Consider the following 21,655-nt stretch of genomic DNA (forward strand, 5'->3'; position numbering starts at 1 on the left):
GCAAGGGTTTTCTGTAAAGTATTTTTACTTTACAGTTTTTTTACTGATCAGCAGTTTGCCCAATTAAGTCTCGGCTTTGGATAACAGCCACGATACCACTTTTAAAAGAAAAATGGTTAACTGTACCGTCAAACTCATTTGAAGAAAACGAAAATGGATTTCCTGACCAGTTAGTTAATCGGTATTTTTCATCGTCTAACGTCAAACCACTAACTGGTGTTAATGGCATGAAACCAAGATACTTCATCGTTGGCTCTTTTTCAATCGTATGCTCACCTGGTAAAAAGAATGAAATGCGATTAATTCGATCGATTATCGTAATTTTTTCAACAATGGCTGAAAAACGTGGTTGCGTAAAAATCCAAATATTCGATAATAATTGATCTATACGACCACCCGTTGCACCATAAATTTCAATTTCGTCTGGTTGGTAATTTTTTTCAACCAGACTTAACAATAATTCGGTATCCGTGTCATCCTTTTCAGGCTTAACACTAACAATTTTAGGTAATTGATCAACTAACTTTTGTTGTTCTTCCGTAGTTACGGAGTCAAAATCGCCAACTGTTAAAATTGGAATTTGTCCCAAATTCAACAAGCGCAAGGACCCACGGTCTGCAGCCGCCCATGGTCCGGCAAGTCGCCCGCTTTTTAAATCATCTGGCCATTCTGTTACTGGTCCACCAATCAACAAACGTATTCGTTTCATTAGTCAGCCGTAACTTCCTTCAATTTTGCAATCTTGGCTGCAGGATCCACTTTATCATAAACATAAGAACCAGCTACTGCTACCGTTGCGCCGGCGTCATAAGCCATCTTAGTCGTTTCATCATTAGCACCACCATCAATTTCAATGTCGAAATCATAGCCCTTTTCACGTTTAATTTGATCCAAAGTAGCGATTTTCTCGATCATTTCAGGTAGGAACTTTTGACCACCAAACCCAGGGTTAACAGTCATTACCAATACTTGATCAACCATATACAAAACTGGTTCAATCAAAGAAACTGCTGTACCGGGGTTAATGACAACTTCTGCTTTGATACCATGGCCTTTAATTTGTTGCAATGCACGATGAATATGGTTCGTTGCTTCATAATGCACACCAATAATATCTGCACCAGCAGCCGCAAACTCATCAATATAGCGTTCAGGTTCAACGGCCATTAAGTGAACGTCCAGTGTCATATTACTTACTTTACGCAATGCTTTTACCCAATTTGGTCCATAGGCGATAGCTGGTACAAATGAACCGTCCATCACATCAATGTGTAATAACTCGGCCCCTGCATTTTCCACTAATGCTACATCATGGGCTAAATTCAAGTAATCCGCAGCTAAAATAGATGGTGCAACTTTAATTGTCATAATTTTTACCCTCTTTAAAAGTACTACTAATGTTTTTTATCATGTTTATTATAAACCGGGCGTCGACCCGCAATCAAATCATAAAATAATTTATAATTCTCATATCTGCTAGCCATAATTTTCCCTTCAGCCACAGCTTCTTTAACTGCACAACCAGGCTCATTCAAATGAACACAACCTCGAAATCGACAGTTACTTGAAAAATGGTTGAAGTCTCGAAAATACTGTCCCAATTCGCGGGCAGGCATATCAAAAACTTCAAAGGCTGAAAAACCTGGTGTATCGGCTACAAAGCCACCAAACAAATTAATTAATGCAACTTGGCGAGTCGTATGACGACCACGACTCAACGCCTGTGATACCTCACCAGTAGCTAAATTAAGCGCTGGTGAAATATGATTCAGTAGCGTACTTTTTCCAGCACCAGTTTGTCCCATTAAAACAGTTAATTTATCTGCTAGTAGCTGCTCAACCTGATCAAGACTCGTTTCATCAAAAGCCTCTTCTGGTAAGATAACTTGATAACCAATCTGACGGTAACCATCAGCAATCGTAGCAAACATCTTTTTTTCTTCACTATTCAGTAAATCAGTTTTCGTAAAATAGATAACTGGTTCTATACTTTTCTCTTCAAGTGCGACAAGTTGACGATCCAACAAATTACTTGACCAATCCGGCATTTTCACTGCCGTAACAATAATTACTTGATCAACATTAGCCACTGGCGGACGGACAATACTATTCTTTCGTTCGTCAATAGAAAGAATGTACCCTTCTGTAGCTGTTTCAGCACTAAAAGTGACCCAATCACCCACCAATGGTTTTAAGGATTTTTTACGAAAATTTCCCCGCGCACGGGTTCGAAAAGTTTTGCCCTCTGCTGTTAAGACATCATAAAAGCCCGCTAATGCTAGCTGAATTTGTCCATGATATTCTGCCATCTAAACTCCTATCTAATTTAACTAATCTGACTCTGATGATGAACTAGATGATTGCGAACTCTCTGATTCTGGTTCACTAGTTGAATCAGACGTCGTATCCTCAGACTCACTGCTTGATGAACTATTTTGCGATGAACTACTACTCTCGCGTCCACTATCACTATCACTTTCGCTCTCGCTACTGCTATCATCATTATTGCTTGATAATTTTGATTCGCTACTTGATGAATGAGATGCCTCATTTGGACCATTTGAAATCGTCACTAGCAAGACATCACTTTTAGTCAGCTTACTACCCGGTGTCATTGATTGCGAAACGGCATAGCCAGCTGGAATACTATTTGAATAAACACTATTAAAATCAACTGATACGCCATTACTTTGCGCCCAGGCACTAACTGTACTTTGGGCCTTACCAGTAAAATTAGGTACCGTATAGCTCTTTGGACCAGTTGAGACTTTGAATTTTACCTTAGTTTTGCTTGGTACCACACTGTCTTCTGCATCCACGTTTTGTGACACAATGTAGCCCTTTGGTACCGTGTCACTGGCTTCTTCCTTTTTCGTGACTGTAAAGCCTTTATCTTCTAGTCTGTCGCTAACTGTACTGTACTTTTCATTGACGTAATCACCAAAGCGTACTTTGGCTGGTCCGTTAGAAACAACTAAGTCAATCACTGAATTTGCTGCCACTGTTTTACCGACCTTTGGCTTAGTTTGAATGACCTTACCACGATCAACATCACTTGAATGCTTCGTCGTAATATCACCCATCTTTAACCCGTCTTCATCCAAAGTCTTTTCAGCATTCGCTTGTGTCATACCGCGTACATCAGAAACATGAACATTATCTGGTTGCATTGCACCATAGACACCAAAGCCACCAATTATAATCACCAGTGCTAGTAACGCTAACCATATATATCGGCGACGCCGTTTGTTTTTAGATTTAGCAGCAGATTGTTGCTTCTTTTTACTAGCGTCTACATGATTTTCTTTTACAAGTGGTTCAGGTTTTTTCGTTTCAGCTGGTCGTTGACTCGCCACTTCCTTAATTTGTGCCAACGGAATAACTTTGGTCTCAGTATCATCTTCCTCAGCATCATTAGGATCATGCCAAACTGGTTCATTGATTCGGTTTGGTGACAAGACAGTCTCTAAATCATCTGACATCGCTTGGGCTGAAGTATATCTGCTCATCGGGCTTTTAGCTGTTGCTTTGAAAATAACATTTTCCAACGCCTGTGGCACACGTGGATCGACCTCTCTTACCGATGGCATTGGATTTTGAGCGTGCTTAACGGCAATTGCAACCGCCGTTTCACCTTCAAATGGTACATGTCCGGTAATCATTTCATACAGCATAATTCCTAATGAATAAATATCACTACGATTAGAAGCAACTTCACCACGAACCTGTTCAGGCGCCATATAATGGACAGACCCAATTGCTGTATTTGTTTGCGTCATACCAAATGATGTCTGTGCTCTAGCAATTCCAAAATCTGAAATTTTTGCTTCGCCTTCATTACTGATTAAAATATTTTGCGGTTTTAAATCGCGATGAATAATCCCAGCTTGATGGGCAACTGCTATTCCAGCCAGAATCTCTTGCATAATATCAACGATCCGACTAACTGGAATCGGCCAATTTTCTGCAATATAGCGTTTTAAATCCATTCCTGAAACAAACTCAGTTACTAAATACTGTGAGCCACCTTCCTCACCATAATCGTATACTTGAATAATATTTGGGTGCAAGATAGCTGATGTCGCAGCAATTTCATTATTGAAACGACGACGAACAGCCTCATCATCTCGCATGTCCAAACGCATCAGCTTTAACGACACATCTCGATCTAAAATAATATCATGCGCACGATAAACGTTAGCCATACCACCTTCGCCAAGTGGTTCTACAATGCGATATCGTTCACCAATTAATTGATCTATTCGCATTTAGTAGTCCTCACTTTCTTGGTGACCAATAAGTACAGTCACATTGTCTGATCCGCCAGCATTATTTGTACTTGTAATTAACTTCGTAACCGCATCAGCAATATCATTAGCTGATAAAACCGTTTGTAAGATATTTTCGTCACTGACATGTTTCGGCATACCATCTGTCGTCATCAAAACATAGTCATCAGGATATAAATTAATTGCAAATAAATCTGGTTTTGAATCATCTGTTACACCTAGTTGACGTGTAATTAAATGCCGTCCAGGATGGGTCACTGCCTCATCTTCTGTAATTGCACCCTCTTGCAACAATTCATTTGCCAAATTATGATCTACTGTTAATTGTCTCATTTGACGTTGCCGAATGACGTAGGCTCTGGAATCACCAATATTAGCAATTATTAGTTGATTTGCCAATATTACCGCAATCACTAAAGTTGTTGCCATACCATTTAGCGTTCGATAACGTTGGGCCATCTTCACAATTGTGTCATTTTCATTATTCACCTGTTCAATTAGCCACTGCTTAGCTGTTTCGACTGTGTTAATCGTTGATTGTTGCCATTGATTACCAATGTGGGAAACAGCCATCGTCGCTGCAACATCCCCACCATTTTGGCCACCAACACCATCAGCAACAATAGCTAGCTGCGCACCTGATTGATTGATAAAAACACTGACATAATCTTGATTTTCGGCACGCATACGGCCAGTGTCAGATGCATATGCTATTTTCATATCTTATCATCCCTTCATCACTACAATCTATTATTGTTTAACTAATGTCGCTATAAAGAAACCATCTGACTGAAAATCATCAGGGTACACGTGTAACATGCCTTGATCATCCAAAACATCTAAGTTATTGACTGTTTTAGTAGGCACTAATTTAAACTCACTATGGCTTGCTAAAAAGTCATTGATAACATCTTCATTTTCAGTTTGCAAAATTGTACATGTACCGTAAACAAGACGGCCACCCTTTTTTAACTTACTTGCAACTGCTTCTAAAATGGCACGTTGAATTTTCTGTAATTGGTAACTATCTTGTAATGTTTTTTCATACCTAATTTCTGGCTTCCGTCGTAACAATCCAAAGCCTGAACAAGGCGCATCCACTAAGATGCGATCAAATGTCTCATCTTCATACTTTTCACTCACTTTGCGCGCATCCAAAACTTGTGTTTCTATGCGGTCTGCAACATGTAATCGATCGGCATTTTCTTTAATCAATTTAGCCTTGTGATCATGAATGTCTAACGCGACAACATGGCCACCTTGTGCTTGGTCCAGGTACGTTGCAATTTGTGTCGTTTTACCACCTGGTGCAGCAGCAGCATCAAGCACTTTACTATCTGGCATAATCTCCAGACTGGGAGCCATTAGCATTGCTGATTCATCCTGTAGGGTTAACAAACCATCTTGAAAAGCCTGTGAGCCAGCAACATGACCACCAGAAACCAATAATGCATCAGGAGTGACTTCAGAAGAGGCCACATGATACCCATCGTCTTCTAACAACTTCGTCACCGCTGCTGGTGAAGTCAGCTCATAGTTTACACGTACTGATTGCTTTGGCGCTTCATTAATTGCCGATGCAATAGCAACTGTCTTAGACCAACCAAGCTGTTTATTTAACGTTTCAATTAACCACAATGGTAGCGACGTTTCGATTGATAAACGTTGCGTTTCTTCTTCAATACCTTCAAAGTCGGCCAAACCTTGCCTTTGGATTGCATGCAAAACACCTGTAACAAACTTTCGCGTACCATCATGGCCACGACGTTTTGCAATATTAATGGCCTCATCAAAAATTGCATGGTCTGGAATTTTATCCAAATATTGCATCTGAAATAATGAAATATACAATAACTCACGCACCCAGGCATCCAGCTTCTGTGGTTGCTTAATAAATGGTGTTAGCCAGTACTCTAAAGTTAATCGATGTTGGATTACACCATAAACCATCGTTGTCAACAGATGAACGTTCTTCTCCGACAAATTGGCTTGCTTAATCATACTATCTAGTTGCAAATTAGAATATGCCCCATTGTGCACTTTTTCTAAAACACGAACCGATAAAGCACGAGGGTTAGTCAATTCCCAATTAGCAATTTTTTGGTTACTTTTTTTACTCATAAGTAATTACTTGATCTCCCTCTGCAAAATTTGCATGACCATTTAGATAGGCTGTGATTGTCATTTTAGGCTTACCAGCAGGCTGCAATTCATCAATTGCAATTACATGTCCATCGCCAGCCGCCAACCATAGTTCATGCTTTCCTTTTTTCACAACCGTGCCCGGCTTTGCATCTGTCGTCTCATCAATCAGATGTGTTTGTTGAATTTTCGTCCGCGTGCCGTTAATTGATGTGTGGGCAATTGGAAATGGAAACAAGCCTCTAACATGATTATGGATAACTTGAGCTGGTTTTGTAAAATCAAGAATCTCTTCCTCAGGTTGAATATTGGGTGAAAAGCTTACTTTATCAACATCTTGTGGTACAGGTGTCACATCCCCTGAAATTAATTTTGGCAAAGTAACTAATAATAAATCACGACCTAATAAACTTAATTTCTCAAACAGTGAACCAGTAGTGTCTTCAGGTAGAATTGGCAATTCTTCTTGCGCAATAATATCTCCCGCATCCATGGCTTTGATCATATACATGATTGTAACCCCAGTCTTTTCATCACCATTTAAAACAGCATAGTGAATTGGTGCCCCACCACGGTACTTAGGTAGTAATGATGCGTGGACATTAATAGCACCCATTTTAGCAGCAGCTAATAGCTTGGTTGGTAAAAATTGGCCATAAGCAGCTGTAATAATGAAATCGGGTGCTAATGAAATAATTTGTGCCATTTCTTCCGAACCAGATAATTTATTTGGTTGTAATACAGGAATATTAGCCGCCACTGCTACTTCTTTCACTGGTGTTGGTTTAAGCGTACGCTTACGTCCCACCGGCCGATCTGGTTGTGTCAAAACAGCCAGTACATCATAAGCTGAATCATCAATTAAACTTTGTAAAATAGGGGCCGCAAATTCCGGTGTACCCATGAAAACAATACTTGTCATTGCTTTTAACTCCTTTATTATATGTATGATAATATCAACCATTTAGGCAGTATTATCTGTAACTACATGAAATTAATGGGCTCACGATCAATCATGATTGTAACCCCTTTTTTTTGTAATTGCTGACCTTTTTGCATTAAACTTTCAAGCGCCTGCATTAACTTGTCATCATGCCGATATTTAATAACTAAACGATAATAATATTTATTTTTTATACGTGGAATCGTCCCTGTGGCCGGCCCTAGCATAATGGTTTCATTGTTCACAATATTCTGCAACCAATTAGCAACTTCATAGGCCGCTTTTGCTGATTCATCAACTTTTTCATGTTCAAATTTGATTTGAACCGTAAAATAATATGGCGTATAGCGCCAAGCATGTCTGAAAGTCATTTCTTGGTGGTAAAAAGCCTCGTAATCTTGCTGTCTAGCTAATTGAATCGCATAATGATCTGGATTGAAAGTCTGCATGATAACATTGCCGGCTTTATCCCCTCGACCAGCGCGACCAGAAACTTGCGTCAGTAATTGAAATGTACGTTCTGAGGCACGAAAATCAGGCAATGATAAGGTTGTATCAGCATTTAAAACACCAACCAAGGTAACATTGGCAAAGTCTAACCCTTTGGCAATCATTTGCGTTCCCAATAGGATATCAGCCTCCTGGTTACCAAAAGCAGTTAATAAACGATCAACTGATCCCTTTTTGCGCGTTGTATCAACATCCATACGTAGTACCCGTGCCTGTGGAATTTGTTGCTGCAACTGTTCAGCAACTTTCTGCGTCCCAGTCCCAAACTGGCGAATCCTTGTTGAACCACAATTTTTACATTTCGTTGGGATAGTCTCACTATAACCACAATAATGACAAACTAACCGCGAAATGTCTTTATGAACTGTCAATGCAACATCACAATTAACACAACGCGGTGTGTAACCACATTCACGACAAACTAAAAAATTAGCATAGCCACGACGGTTTAACATCAGGACAATTTGTTCCTTTTTAGCCAAACGATTTTTAACAGCCGCTAACAATTGTGGTGAAAAAACATCATCGCCACCTTGTTTAATAGCCTCTCTCATATCAACGACATTTGTTTCTGGTAATGTACTATTCGTAGCACGATGGTTTAATGTTAATAATTGATAAACACCTTTTTGCGCACGTGCACGGCTTTCTAATGATGGCGTTGCTGATCCCAAAACCAAGGTTGCATGATGGTATTTTGCACGCCATTGCGCAACATCTCGTGCGTGATATCTCGGATTTTCATCTTGCTTGTACGATGATTCATGTTCCTCATCAATGATAATAAGGCCAATGCTTTTAAGGGGTGCAAAAACTGCTGATCTTGCACCAACCACTACATGCACCTCTGACCGTTGTACACGTCGCCATTCATCATAGCGCTCGCCATCAGATAATCCCGAATGCATGACGGCAACATCATCACCGAAGCGACTTTTTACGCGACGCACCATTTGTGGTGTCAAAGTAATTTCAGGTACTAACATTAATGCTGTTTGTCCTACAGTCAATGCTTTTGCGATTGTCTGTAGATATATTTCCGTTTTTCCAGAACCTGTCACCCCTTCCAACAAGAAGGTTTTGGTATCATTTTGTGAAATATTATTTGCAATATTTGTATAGGCTTCCTGTTGCTCCGCATTTAAAGTTAAAGGTTGTGTTTTATTTACAGGGGTACTAAGTTTTGGAATTCGGTATGACTCCAGCGGTTTCTGAATGAGCCATCCCTTACTTTCTGCTTGTTTGACCGATGCATAATCTAATTGGTACGACTTGATCACTTCTTTAACTGGAACAAATAATCGTGGTGATTGTATCAGGTAAGAAAGTAGTCGCGCCTGTTTCACTGCAGATGGGCGTAATTGTGATCGTTGTTTTTCATAAAATTCTACTGATTTTATCGGCTTCAAAGCATTAATTTTTTTAACTTTTGCTCGATTTTTTACAACGTAACCAATTTCAAGCACGCGCTGTTTTTGTAATTTCAATAAAGTAGGCACTAGCGCCATATCAACATTATCAGTATCAAAAGGCACCTCATCACGATCAATGAACAAAGCTTTGATTTCTGGTAAGTCGTCCAAACCATCTGGTTCAACGAGTCGCAACACCTTGCTATATTTGGCACGCATCACGTTTGGCAACATCGTTTGCAACACACTGATACGAAACGCAAAGTTATAATTTGCAACCCAAATTGCTAACTGTAACAGCTCATCATTTAAGACTGGCTCTAATTCAACAATCTGCATGATATCTTTTAATTTGTCAGTTTTCTCTGCTTCATCAACAATTTCAGTCACAAAACCTTGTACTAATCGGTTACCCTTACCAAAGGGAACAACCACACGCATACCTCGTACAAGCACTTCTGAAAAAAGACTCGGAATTTGATAGGTATATGGCTGGTTGGTTTGCATTGTCGGTACATCAACAATTACTCGCGCGTACATAAACTTTCTCCTTCCTAATCTTTCGTCAAAGTAATTAGTCACTTAATTTATTTTACCAGAATTCATGCAATCGACCTAATGGTGGTTTAACTAATTACCAAATAAAAAGCCAGAACCACAATAGTTCCAGCTTTCATATATTATTATATTGAAATTATTTGTTATTGCTTAGCTTGCAATGCTTGAACATCGCGCGCAATCATAACTTCTTCGTCAGTAGCAACCTTCAAAACTGCTGCAGTTGAATCATTTGTTGACAAAATAACTTCGTCATCGCGTGATGCGTTCTTTTCTGCATTGATTTTGATACCCATGAATCCTAAACGCTTGATGATTTCTTCACGGACAGCTGCATCGTTCTCACCAATACCAGCAGTAAATGTCAATGCATCAACACCACCAAGTTCAACATAGTATTGACCGATGTAACGAACCACGCGATCGATAAAGATTTCCAATGCAAGTGCTGCATGGTCATTAGTATCTGAAACAGCTTCCAAGTCACGCATATCAGAAGAAATCGTTGATACTCCTAATAATCCTGACTTTTTGTTCAAAACGTCAAGCATCTCATCGTTTGACAAACCTTCACGATTTTGGATGTAGTAAACAAGAGAAGGATCAACATCCCCTGTACGAGTAGCCATCATGACACCAGCTAATGGTGAGAATCCCATTGACGTATCATATGACTTACCATCCTTGATAGCAGTAATTGATGCACCAGCACCTAAGTGCAAAGTAATCAACTTCATATCTTCTAATTTCTTACCAAGCATTGCTGCAGTACGTTGTGCAACATACAAGTGTGATGTTCCGTGTGCACCGTACTTACGTGCACCATACTTTGTGTAATACTCATATGGCAAAGCATATAGGTAATTCTTCTTAGGCATTGATTGGTGGAAAGCCGTATCAAATACAGCAACTGAAGTAGCATTTGGTAGCAACTTTTGGAATACTCGAATTCCCAATGCTTCTGATGCATTATGCAATGGTGCATATGCAGCTAAACGTTCTATCTTGTCAAGAGCCTCATCGTCAACAATAACTGACTTGTTGAACCACTCACCACCAGCAACAATACGGTGACCAACACCAGTAATTTCTGTAAGGTCTGCGATAACTTCATGTGCTTTTAATTGCTCAAGCAACAAGTTGATTGCTGCTTCATGATCAGCAATTTCTTGCACAAGCTCAGTTTTCTCCCCATTAAATTTCAAAGTAAAAATTGCATCGCTCATACCGATACGTTCTACTTGTCCCTTTGCAATTACTGTTTCTGCTGGCATTTCAAATAATTGAAACTTTAATGATGATGATCCAGCATTAATCGCCATTGTCTTAGCCATATACACTTATCTCCTCTTTCCATACGGAATTCATTATTAACTCAAAATAGTATATCACAAATAAACAACTTTCGTGTACCTAAAGCCATTAACAAGATACCGCTATCACTTAGTATATAAACGATTTGCCTTCATCCAAGCTGTCAATTCTGTCACAAACTTTTTGTTTTCAGGTCCATCAGTTAATTCTGGTGCCTTAGCTAACATGACAGGTTTTGCTTGTTCAGCATTGTCTCCAGAACGTTGTAATACCAAGATTACTTTTCCTAATTTAGGATCTTTGAATAATTTATCTGGTAGTTGAATGAGGGACTGAAAATATACCTCATCAGTTTGTATATAACTTAACAATTTTTTACTTTGATCACTCTCAAATAAGTTTGCTGGTACGGTTAAAATTGCCAGACCACCTGGCTTTAATGCAGCAATACTCTGCTCTATTAATAGATGATGTACAAATGTCAAGCCTTCTTCGACTTTTGTTGCGAAACTATCCGCAATATTTTGCGGATAGTAACCAATAGGTAAATCACCAATAACAACGTCAGCATCAGCGGTCATTGATGTTGTGACACTATCTGCTAATGAGATTTGCCATGATTCATCTAGTAGGGCTGCAACACCACTGGCAACCGTCAACATCGTATCATCATTCTCAAATCCTTGAATATGGACCGCTTTACCTGCAGATTGTAATACTTGACTCGTTGTTGCTAATAAGTTTCCCGTACCAAGAGTTATATCTTTAAGTTGCACAGCCTCTTTTCCTTCAGTAAAAGTATCAGCAATAAGGGCAATCCACATGCCAATTGCGTCAGGCGTTACCTGGTAATTAGCTTGTAAACCATCCTGATGAATCGTGCCAACTAGCAAAAATTGCAACACTTGGCGTCGATTAGCTACTTGTAAATCGGAAAACTTTGCTGATTGGACATCTGACTGAATAACTTGCCTTTGTTCATCAGATAATGACTCCCAGTCCTCATCAGTTTGTCCTAGCATCACTTCAAATAAAATAATTAAAGCTTCTATTGATGCAATATCCAGAAAATCTACTAATTTCTGTTGCGCTGCTTGTAGATTTTTAACACTGCTTTCAATTGATTCGTACATGTCGTTACCTCATCTTTCATTCTAGAGACTAGTTTAGCTAGTTTCTTGATAACTGACAAGCGCTATATCATTTATTTATTTGTGGTACCCTGACTGTTTGTAATTCCGTAACCTTTACAATGTAGTGTCCCCTGGCAATGCCAATGACACGTGGTAAAACAAATAATCGTTTATCAACTTTAATTTCCTTGCAATTTCGGATATAGTGCACAGCTTGATAACGGCCTAACCAATATTGATACTCTTGTTTTCTGACCTGTTGTTGTGTCATTTGTTTTCCTAACCAAACCGTTAATCCCATCAATAAGCAACAACTCAAGGTAACTGTCTGGACTAAAATGATTGCCTTACGTTTTCTGACCATTAATATATATTTCTTCCTTAAAAATTGCCCCATTTGTAAACTGCAAGGTCATGTCATATAAATGCGGCCTCAACTGTTTAAAATTCACTTTTTTCACTTGCAACATGTAAGATAAAAATTTGCCGTCTTGACGATATAGGCACAAACAGTGCCCCCATAATCCAAGATGATACGTCTTATCTGTTTTCAGATTTTTGATTGTTAAAACTTGTTCAGTAGCCTTAATAATTTGATAGTTCCAAGCATCATTTTCTAAGCGATCAATTAAACGTGTCACCTGTACCTTTTGGATTTCATAATTATGTTGCTGATTAACGAGTTTGAACCCTTGTGTTGCGATGGCAAAGGTAAACAATAGACCACTAAGAATCATTAACGCCACCATACACTCAATTAACGTAAATCCGTTCCTGTTAACCATGCTTTACGTTCCTTATAATATTTTTCCTTTATAACATTGATGGCATGTTCATCGGATCGATTGCGTTGACTAACAGATTCAATCGATTGCCAACCGATCAACAACGTGCTCAAAACAACCACCATACTCACTAAGGCCTCCATTAAAATAAACCCCTTACGTTGTGAACCGATAAGCGCCACCTCCTAATTGGAAGATTAATGCAACACGTTCATTGGTTATACGGTTGTAAAAACGAATTGTGCCAGCAGTTACAGTGGTTGGTCGCCAATTAATGTGCACATAATTACTAGTACACCACCCCTTGGGTAATTTAATTTCTTCATCACCTATACAAAGCGTATCGCCATCCCCATAAATATTAAAATCAAGCGCTCTTCCTAAAACAACCTTTTGCTGTTCTTTGATATACTTCTGGGCAAATTCCTGTTTTACATTTTGCCAATTTCGAGCATGTTCATACTTCGGTAATATTGCTGGTACAGTAAGTACAACACAGATAGCTAATACAATCATTGTTTCGAACAACATGATGCCTTTTCGGTTCATATCACTTGCCTTGAACTACCTTATCACCTTTAATTTCAAAATGTGCTTTCGTCATTTGCTGTACTTGTGCATTGGTTAAATAACCTGAATTCATTAAATTAGCTAGTGTAATTGCTTGGCCGTTACCATCCTCATGTGCAATATGGTACATATTGATTTGGCTTTGCAATGTATGCATCAGTGCCGTCCGTTGGCGATCTTCAGCTGCTTTACGAATACTAGCAACATTAGGATAAATCAATACGACTAACAGACCAATAATGAATAACGTCGTCACAACTTCAATTAAAGTAAAACCTCGACGACGTGAAAATTGCTTCTTTTTCATGACACGATTCCTCCCATATTTTTATACATTGGTACCAGCGTTAAGTAATATAACCCAATAACAATCAGACCGATAATAGCAAAACAGATTGGTTGAATTAGCGTGAGATACTTTTTGATGCGCTCATTTAACAATTCAAATTTACGACTCGCTAATATTTGGAAATTTTCACCAATTTGTTGTTGTGTGTGCCCAAGATTGAACAATAATGCACATTCCTTTGGTAGTAAATCGACAGATAACACAAAGTCACGAATATCTTCCCCGTTACTTAATGCTTGCCAAGCCTTATCACCAATATAAGAAAGCAATTCATTTTGTGAATTTTGGCGAATTCGCTCCACGATAGTCGCCAGCTGCACCCCACTAGATATTAAGAGACCTAATTGTAATGAAATATAATATTCGATACTAAGCCTTAATAGCGGGCCTAAAATAGGGCACCTCATCAGCAATCTCATTCGTATCGCCCACTGTTGCTTCGTAAACCACCAAAAACTAAGTGAGCAGCTAATTATAGGTAGTGCACAGCCTGTTATAATCCAACAAGTATTTAAACGTAAATTTAAAGTTGATAAATTCATACCTGCTTGCCTAAATTCAGGCAGCAAAACAGTCAAATAACCAACAATTAATATAAATAAAAGAATCATCAAAACCATTGGATATAACAGTATTTGGCGTAGTTTACTAAATTGTGCTAATCTTATTCGCTCGCGAGCACCTAATTCTTGAAGCAATAAGGTCAATCGGCCATGAATAATTGCAAAGTCAAGCTGTTGTACAATTTCACTCCTGACATAAGGTGTCATGACTGCCGCAAAAGTCTTGCCAGCCGTTAAGTCAGCCATAATATTCGCCATATCTTTTACTGGCAAATTAAGTAACACCTGTAACATCTGTAATGAATTCTCTAAATCAAAACCAACCTTTGATAAGTGACATAAGTTTTCAAAAAACTCAACTTGACGCTTGCGGCGCCATTGCATGTGTTTCTGCATTTTTTAAATCCACCAATAATTCGTTTAACTGTTTGCCACTAGCCATTTTTAAATTTACATACGATTGGTTGTCGCGAGTCATCATTTCCTGATAACCCAAACCAACCACCACCTGATTTAATAAATCTATCGGCACACCAAATGCTCGTAAGCGATACCAAATACCTTTGCTTGACATGGCATGCACAGTACTCAAAATCAAGTGACCGCTCAGCGCTGCTTGAACAACGATATGAGCAGTCTCGGCATCTCGAATTTCGCCAATAATCATAATATCGGGATGGTGCCGTAATGCTAACTTCAGTAGCTGTTCATATCCCATATGCGCAGCATTATTTACCTGTAATTGTAAAAATTCTGGTGCGACTAATTCGACAGGATCCTCAATTGTTAGCACCATTTGATTGTCTAAATGATTAGTTGCAACATGATAAAGCGTCGTTGTCTTGCCAGAGCCCATCTGCCCCGCCAATAAAATCAATCCTTGTTTTAATTTTAGGAGATTAGCTAATTCATTTAATTGATTCTTTGGTTGCCAATCTAAAATATTGTCCTGCATATCATAAATTAAGCGAATGACAATTGATTCACGATTTAAAAAATCTGCCACACTTGAAACTCGTAAGTGCAATGATTGTTGGCCTATCAAATAGTGCCAACGTCCGAGTTGCGGTCGACGAACTTCACTAATGTCCATATGAGCTGAAAATTTGATATGACGAATAAGCGCCTCACCGATTTTCGTATTAAAATGATGTACTTTTTCAATACCAATAGCCGAATAATAGATAACTTGAAACCCATCTGAATCTGGCCAAATATAAATATCACTTGCATGACGTTCTGAAGCAGCAACCATGAGCTTATAAAATGTTTTTTGCATTTGACTTTCACCTCCTAACATCAACAAAGACGTTGTTCCTCTCGAATTGTCCAATTTTAATAAAAAAGAAGTTGGAACAAATTAAATGTTCCAACTTCCTGACGCTTAAAATATTCTATTTTAAATTAATCAATAGCCATTACAACAAAATTCAAAACGAACAATAATGACACGATCCACAAAATAACACTAATTTCGCTAAACTTACGCTTTACACTCTTAATCAAGACATAGAAAATAAATCCAGCGGCAATTCCATATGAAATCGAGTATGACAAGGCCATGAATGCTGAGGTAAAGAAGGCCGGTATGGCAACTTCCACATCCTCCCAATCAATTGCCTTGAATTCATTCATCATTGTAATACCAACAACCACTAAAATAGGAGCCGTTGCAGCACTTGGAATCACATTAACTAATGGTGCCGCAATGATTGACAATAAGAAACCAATTGCAATCACAACCGAAGTTAATCCCGTACGACCACCGGCTTTAATTCCGGCTGAAGCTTCAATAAATGTGGTTGTATTTGAAGTTCCAAAAATTCCGGCAAACATAGTTGCAAAAGTATCGGCAACTAAACCACGATCCATTTTTGACTTGAATCCTTTATTTTCATAGAATTCTCGTTGATCTTCCTTTGAAAAGATACCACTTGTAATACCAGTTCCAATAAAGGTTCCAATCGCATCAAATAGACCTGAAAGCCCCATTGAAAAGACTGTTAAAATAACTACCAAAATGTTTTTGGGTGACGTAAACATTGACCATAACCCATCAGAACCTAATGCTTGTCCGAAAATTGAACCAAAATCATGGAATGTTGAAGTAAATGATGACAAACCACCAATATCAGTATTAGTAACTCCCATTGGAATACCAATTAAAGTTGTTACAAACACAGAAATCAAGAAGGCCCCTGGTACATTCGAAACGACTAATAATACTAAGATAATTAGCCCAATCAATGCTAAGATGACAGATGGATCAGTGAAGGTTGCAATCTCAGGGGTTGTACCACCATTACTCGTAAGGGTTTCAATAGTCTTAGCACCACCACCATTAAATGGTGTATTATTCAAAGAAATAATATTTTCTGCATTTACCAAATAATTGATAAAGCCAGCGTTCTTTAAACCAATGTAAGCAATAAATAAACCAATACCAGCAGCAATTGCATGTTTTAACTGGGCTGGTATTGACTTTACAATCAATGAACGAACTTTAGTCAAAGTAATAATGACATCAACTAAACCAACCAAAAACACCATTCCTAGCGCTTGTTGCCAAGTGTACCCTAACCCAAACACGATGGTATATGTAAACATAGCTTGCATACCAATCGACGGAGCAAGTGCATATGGTAAGTTAGCAAATAAACCCGTAATTAACGTACCAGTAACTGCCGTTAAAATCGTTGCCAAGAAAACACCTTGGCTTGGCATACCTGTCAATGAAAGGACTGAGGGGTTTAAAAAGATGATATAAGCCATGGCCACAAAGGTTGTAATACCCGCAATGACCTCGGTCCGTACTGTTGTATGGTTTTCCGATAGCTTAAAGAAACGCTCCAACATAATAAGTTCTTCTCCCTAAAAAAATCATGTTAACGTAAACTGCCAACATGACCAAAACACATTTGATATACCAAAAGCCATAGTAGTTTCAACAAAAGTTGGCCTAATCAAATGCTTAAGTCTGTGGCAGAACACGTTAACGACTCTATTCAAATAAATAATATTTTAACACTATCCCTAATTTAATTATTAGTCAATATTATTTTAAATAAAAAGAGAACTTGTCGACAAAACAAGTCCTCTTAATCGTTTTCGGAAAATAAAACGCCATTATTCAGCTGTTGTAAATACTGCTTGTACGTCTTCATTATCTTCCAATTCAGCAACTAGATTTGCCAATGATTCTTGCTTATCCTCAGGTACAGCCATTGGGTTTTGTGCAATCATTGTTACTTCATCCATACTGAATTCGTAACCCTTCTCTGCTAAAGCAGCACGTACTTCAGGGAATGCCTTAGGATCAGTGTAGATTTCAAATTGATCATCAAACGTCTTCATGTCATCTGCACCAGCATCTAACATATCTTCCAACAATTGATCCTCATCAATTTCCGTATCTTCATCACGTTCAATTTCAATATAACCCTTACGGTCGAATTGGAATGATACTGAACCTGATGTTCCAAGTTCACCACCAAAGTGCTTAAATGATGAACGTACAGAAGAAGCAGTACGGTTAGTATTATCTGTTAAAGCTTCCACTAAAATAGCAATACCTGCTGGTCCGTATCCTTCATAAGTTAATTCTTGATAATTGGCACCATTGGCTCCAGATGCCTTATCTAAGGCACGTTGGATATTATCCTTAGGCATGTTTGCTGCCTTAGCCTTATCAACAACTAGACGTAATCCTGAATTTGTTTCTGGATCTGCACCGCCTGCTTTAGCTGCCGTGTACAAATCACGAGCTAACTTTTGGAAAATCTTACCACGCTTTGCATCTTGGGCGTTCTTACGTCCTTGGATGTTATGCCATTTACTATGTCCTGACATTTCAGAAACCCCTTTTCTATCGAAAATTTATCGTCTTATTCTATCATATAATTGATGCAATGACTAGTTTATTTCACTCAGACAGACATAAAGTCTGCTGGTGTCAGTCCATCTAACCCAATATTAGGATCAATTTGATGACTCTCAATTAATTCATTTGTGAGTAGATAATTATCATGTATTGACTTTGGTATTGTTTTTTTAACCTCATCATCGGATACTTCACGTTCTTTTTTCACATGCGAAACAGGCTGCTCAGCCACAGTCGTTGCAGTCACCTCTTGTGGTTTCCTTGGTACTGACTGTTGATTAGCATACTGCATAATCCGTGCCTGTAAGGTAGTCTGTCGATCAACACCAGTGGTTAGGACCGCTTGTTGGTAAGCACTCTCCTGGCCCAATAAGACTAGCGACTCACTTGCTCTGGTTAAACCAGTGTAAAGCAAGTTTCTTTGTAGCATACGCGAAAAAGCACTCACCAACGGCATAATAACCAACTTATATTCCGTTCCTTGTGATTTATGAATGGTCGTCGCATAAGCTAGCGTTAGATGTTGCCAGTTTTCACGGGTATAAATCACTTCACCAGTATCAAACGATACCGTAATCACATCTTTTTTATCTGTATTAGCTTTATCCTTTGCCAGTAGAATCGTCGAAATATAACCGATATCCCCATTAAAGACATTATTTTCTGGGTCATTTGTCGTCTGCATAACCTTATCGCCAACCCGGAAATTGAATGTGATCGCCCCATTTTTTACTGAAATAGTTTTCTTTTTACTCGACAAGGGATTAAATATATCTTGTGCAATTTCATTCAGGTGATTAACACCAGCCTGTGTGCGATACATCGGTGCCAATATTTGCATATCGGCCACAGAATGGCCTTTCTTTTGCCAACTCGTAGCAATTTTTTCTACTAGACTTGGCACCCGTCTTAAATCAGCTGCAAAAAATGATCGATCTAATTTTTGTTCTTTAAAGTCATCTGGTAAGTAACCATTTTTAACGTCATTCGCTAAAGAAATAATAGTTGAACCCTTACCTTGGCGATGAATCGTCTCAAGTTCACGATAATTTAGAATGCCACTTGCCAATAAATCATAAAAGACGCGTCCTGGTCCAACAGATGGTAGTTGATCTTTATCACCAACTAATATGACCTGCATATCAGGTCGTACTGCTGATAACAATGTTGCAAATAGCTGTGTATCGACCATCGACATTTCATCAACAACTAATAATCGCCCGGTCAATTCTTCAATATCAACATCATCTAAATTAGCCTCACGACCGGTTATCCCTAGTAAATGATGAATTGTGCTAGCAAGCATCCCCGTTGATTCTTGCAATCGCTTGGCTGCCCGGCCAGTTGGCGCGGCTAAATGAATTCCTTGATCGATTTCATCAGACTTCATACCATCTTGCCTGAGTAACTTTTTTAACGTCGCAACAACACCACTAATAATCGTCGTTTTACCGGTTCCTGGTCCACCAGTCAGAATAAATAATTGGTTAGTTAGAGCCGCGATAATCGCTTCACGTTGGGTTGTATCATATTTAAAATCATTGGTCGATTCAACTTCATCCAAATATTTAACAACTTGTTTTCTCGAATAAGTATGCTGTTTTCTTTCAGTTAAATCAACGAGTTGTTTGGCAATTTGATTTTCAGACTCATAAATTTCCCTAATATAGAGGTAACTACCATCTGCAACAACAATACCTTCTTTAGTCAATGCTAATAGTGCTTGTTTGATTAAATCATCATCCACTACTACCCGTTGTGCATGCTCAAGAATTTGCTTTGTGGTAGCTAATAAATCGGGTAATACCATATACGTATCACCAGACTCAAAAGTTTTTAAATTAATAGCAGCAATCACACCCGCATTAACTCGCCGTTCATCTAAAGCATCAATTCCTTGTTGTAACGCAAATTGGTCAATTCTTTTAAACGACACCCCATCAATATCAATAACTAATTGATAAGGGTTCTTTTTTAAAATAGTTAACGTTTCTTGTTGATATTTTTGGTAAATCGTTGTTGCTAAATTAGAACCAAAGCCAAAATCATTCAATGCAATTATCGCCCGTTCCATACCGTCAGATTTCGCTAGTTGGTTAATAATGACCTGTTGCGCTTTTTCTGAAATATTAATGTTTGCTAACACTTTTTCATTATCTAAAATTAGATCAATCGCATCCGTTCCTAAAGTATCAACAATCTTTGTTGCTGTTGCTTTACCAATGCCCGGAAATTTTTCACTAGAAAAGTAGGCGACTAAGCCTGATACTGAACTAGCTGCTTGTCGATGATAATTGTTTGCCACAAACTGCACACCATAGCGGGGATGTTCTTTCAGCTGACCTTTAAACTCATAACTGGCACCTATTTGAATATCGCCAAAGTTGCCAGTAACTGTCATTTCATCATCATCAAATTCAAAATTTTTTTCCACGATGGTAATCCGCAACACCTTATAAAAAGAATTTTGCGCCGAAAAAACGATATTCGCAACTTGACCGATAACAGTTGGTTCGGTCGTTTCATCCGCCAACAGATCAGTTTGAGTTTCGCTCATCACTTGTGCTCCCCAACATTACCTTGATTAAATCATCTAAACGACCTGCATCTGCTTGATATTGTTTTGGATTTATATTTTGAGCAGCCTGTAACCATTGATTATCCTGCTCATTCAAAGCTTCAGCCACGACACCTCGCCCAAAATTTGCTGAATAATTGGCTTGATTTATTGCAAGTGCTGCATCAAAAGCTTCTCTTGCTGCTTTACTGTCACCTAAACTCAACCAAATATTGCCCAACAAAACCTGTGCACTTAAATCTTGGTTATCTTGTTGAACAGCTGTTAGCGCGAAAGCAAGTGCCTGTTTAAATTTGTTTTGTGCGTAAAAACTTTGTGCCTGCATCATGATGGCATCATGCTTTAATTTTTCATCTGTAATCTTATTGAAAAAGCTGGTTGCACGCGTGTAATCAGCCGCCGTGTAGTAAACATTACCAGTTGCATAAAACAGCTCTTGTTGCGCATCTGCATTGTCTTTAAAAATAGACAAACTTTTTAACGCTAACTCTTCCGCTTCAACCAAGCTGTTAGTGACTGTTAAAACATTTACTAAATCCACATAAGCTTGCCAATGATCAGGATGCTCAGTGATATCCTTAACCAACCGTTTGATATCTTTTTGAACTTCATCATCTATTTTAGCCATT

21 protein-coding genes are annotated in these 21,655 nt (G+C 38.6%); all 21 read right to left on the bottom strand.

Annotated features, from left to right (window positions below):
- Positions 1-40: 40 nt before the first annotated feature.
- On the bottom strand, positions 41-709 hold the full coding sequence (locus FOL01_RS07195) for a thiamine diphosphokinase (RefSeq protein WP_075269994.1): 669 nt from the start codon (positions 707-709) through the stop codon (positions 41-43).
- Positions 709-1,368: a ribulose-phosphate 3-epimerase gene (rpe, locus tag FOL01_RS07200; protein ID WP_075269995.1), complete on the bottom strand. Its 660-nt coding sequence runs from the start codon at positions 1,366-1,368 to the stop codon at positions 709-711. Before rpe ends, FOL01_RS07195 begins: the two co-directional genes overlap by 1 nt.
- A gap of 26 nt (positions 1,369-1,394) precedes the next feature.
- Positions 1,395-2,309 (bottom strand): ribosome small subunit-dependent GTPase A, encoded by a 915-nt coding sequence (rsgA, locus tag FOL01_RS07205; RefSeq protein WP_075269996.1) that lies wholly within the window; start codon positions 2,307-2,309, stop codon positions 1,395-1,397.
- Between the two features lie 21 nt (positions 2,310-2,330).
- Positions 2,331-4,268, bottom strand: coding sequence for a Stk1 family PASTA domain-containing Ser/Thr kinase (gene pknB / locus FOL01_RS07210; RefSeq protein WP_075269997.1), 1,938 nt, complete (start codon positions 4,266-4,268; stop codon positions 2,331-2,333).
- A complete protein-coding gene (locus FOL01_RS07215; protein ID WP_075269998.1) occupies positions 4,269-5,009 on the bottom strand; it encodes a Stp1/IreP family PP2C-type Ser/Thr phosphatase in 741 nt (246 codons plus the stop codon). It lies immediately after the preceding gene.
- Between the two features lie 30 nt (positions 5,010-5,039).
- The gene (rsmB, locus tag FOL01_RS07220) at positions 5,040-6,410 is read right to left on the bottom strand and encodes a 16S rRNA (cytosine(967)-C(5))-methyltransferase RsmB (RefSeq protein WP_075269999.1); all 1,371 of its coding nucleotides are present in this window, start codon (positions 6,408-6,410) and stop codon (positions 5,040-5,042) included.
- On the bottom strand, positions 6,403-7,353 hold the full coding sequence (fmt, locus tag FOL01_RS07225) for a methionyl-tRNA formyltransferase (protein WP_075270000.1): 951 nt from the start codon (positions 7,351-7,353) through the stop codon (positions 6,403-6,405). Before fmt ends, rsmB begins: the two co-directional genes overlap by 8 nt.
- Before the next feature lie 62 nt (positions 7,354-7,415).
- The gene (gene priA, locus FOL01_RS07230) at positions 7,416-9,836 is read right to left on the bottom strand and encodes a primosomal protein N' (protein ID WP_075270001.1); all 2,421 of its coding nucleotides are present in this window, start codon (positions 9,834-9,836) and stop codon (positions 7,416-7,418) included.
- Positions 9,837-9,997: 161 nt separating this feature from the next.
- Positions 9,998-11,188, bottom strand: coding sequence for an acetate/propionate family kinase (locus FOL01_RS07235; RefSeq protein ID WP_075270002.1), 1,191 nt, complete (start codon positions 11,186-11,188; stop codon positions 9,998-10,000).
- Between the two features lie 105 nt (positions 11,189-11,293).
- A complete protein-coding gene (locus tag FOL01_RS07240; protein ID WP_075270003.1) occupies positions 11,294-12,301 on the bottom strand; it encodes a class I SAM-dependent methyltransferase in 1,008 nt (335 codons plus the stop codon).
- A 67-nt stretch (positions 12,302-12,368) separates the two neighbouring features.
- Positions 12,369-12,665 carry a hypothetical protein gene (locus tag FOL01_RS07245; protein WP_075270004.1) on the bottom strand — a complete coding sequence of 99 codons (297 nt, stop codon included), beginning with the start codon at positions 12,663-12,665 and terminating at the stop codon, positions 12,369-12,371.
- On the bottom strand, positions 12,649-13,050 hold the full coding sequence (locus tag FOL01_RS07250; protein ID WP_169823044.1) for a hypothetical protein: 402 nt from the start codon (positions 13,048-13,050) through the stop codon (positions 12,649-12,651). The genes FOL01_RS07245 and FOL01_RS07250 overlap by 17 nt, the downstream gene beginning before the upstream one ends.
- Positions 13,051-13,058: 8 nt before the next feature.
- Positions 13,059-13,229, bottom strand: coding sequence for a hypothetical protein (locus FOL01_RS11120; protein ID WP_156835008.1), 171 nt, complete (start codon positions 13,227-13,229; stop codon positions 13,059-13,061).
- A gap of 13 nt (positions 13,230-13,242) precedes the next feature.
- A complete protein-coding gene (locus FOL01_RS07255; RefSeq protein WP_075270006.1) occupies positions 13,243-13,635 on the bottom strand; it encodes a hypothetical protein in 393 nt (130 codons plus the stop codon).
- A gap of 1 nt (position 13,636) precedes the next feature.
- On the bottom strand, positions 13,637-13,963 hold the full coding sequence (locus FOL01_RS07260; RefSeq protein WP_075270007.1) for a competence type IV pilus major pilin ComGC: 327 nt from the start codon (positions 13,961-13,963) through the stop codon (positions 13,637-13,639).
- Complete coding sequence (locus FOL01_RS07265) at positions 13,960-14,964, bottom strand: type II secretion system F family protein (RefSeq protein ID WP_083603463.1); 1,005 nt, start codon at positions 14,962-14,964, stop codon at positions 13,960-13,962. Before FOL01_RS07265 ends, FOL01_RS07260 begins: the two co-directional genes overlap by 4 nt.
- On the bottom strand, positions 14,924-15,847 hold the full coding sequence (comGA, locus tag FOL01_RS07270) for a competence type IV pilus ATPase ComGA (protein ID WP_075270008.1): 924 nt from the start codon (positions 15,845-15,847) through the stop codon (positions 14,924-14,926). The genes FOL01_RS07265 and comGA overlap by 41 nt, the downstream gene beginning before the upstream one ends.
- Positions 15,848-15,972: 125 nt before the next feature.
- The gene (locus tag FOL01_RS07275; protein WP_075270009.1) at positions 15,973-17,424 is read right to left on the bottom strand and encodes an NCS2 family permease; all 1,452 of its coding nucleotides are present in this window, start codon (positions 17,422-17,424) and stop codon (positions 15,973-15,975) included.
- Between the two features lie 270 nt (positions 17,425-17,694).
- Positions 17,695-18,417, bottom strand: coding sequence for a YebC/PmpR family DNA-binding transcriptional regulator (locus tag FOL01_RS07280; protein WP_075270010.1), 723 nt, complete (start codon positions 18,415-18,417; stop codon positions 17,695-17,697).
- A gap of 77 nt (positions 18,418-18,494) precedes the next feature.
- Positions 18,495-21,005: an SF1B family DNA helicase RecD2 gene (recD2, locus tag FOL01_RS07285; protein WP_075270011.1), complete on the bottom strand. Its 2,511-nt coding sequence runs from the start codon at positions 21,003-21,005 to the stop codon at positions 18,495-18,497.
- Positions 20,986-21,654 carry a tetratricopeptide repeat protein gene (locus FOL01_RS07290; protein WP_075270012.1) on the bottom strand — a complete coding sequence of 223 codons (669 nt, stop codon included), beginning with the start codon at positions 21,652-21,654 and terminating at the stop codon, positions 20,986-20,988. The genes recD2 and FOL01_RS07290 overlap by 20 nt, the downstream gene beginning before the upstream one ends.
- Position 21,655 lies beyond the last annotated feature (1 nt).

It is taken from the genome of Weissella thailandensis (genome assembly GCF_001932615.1).
In the GTDB taxonomy this organism is placed as follows: domain Bacteria; phylum Bacillota; class Bacilli; order Lactobacillales; family Lactobacillaceae; genus Weissella; species Weissella thailandensis.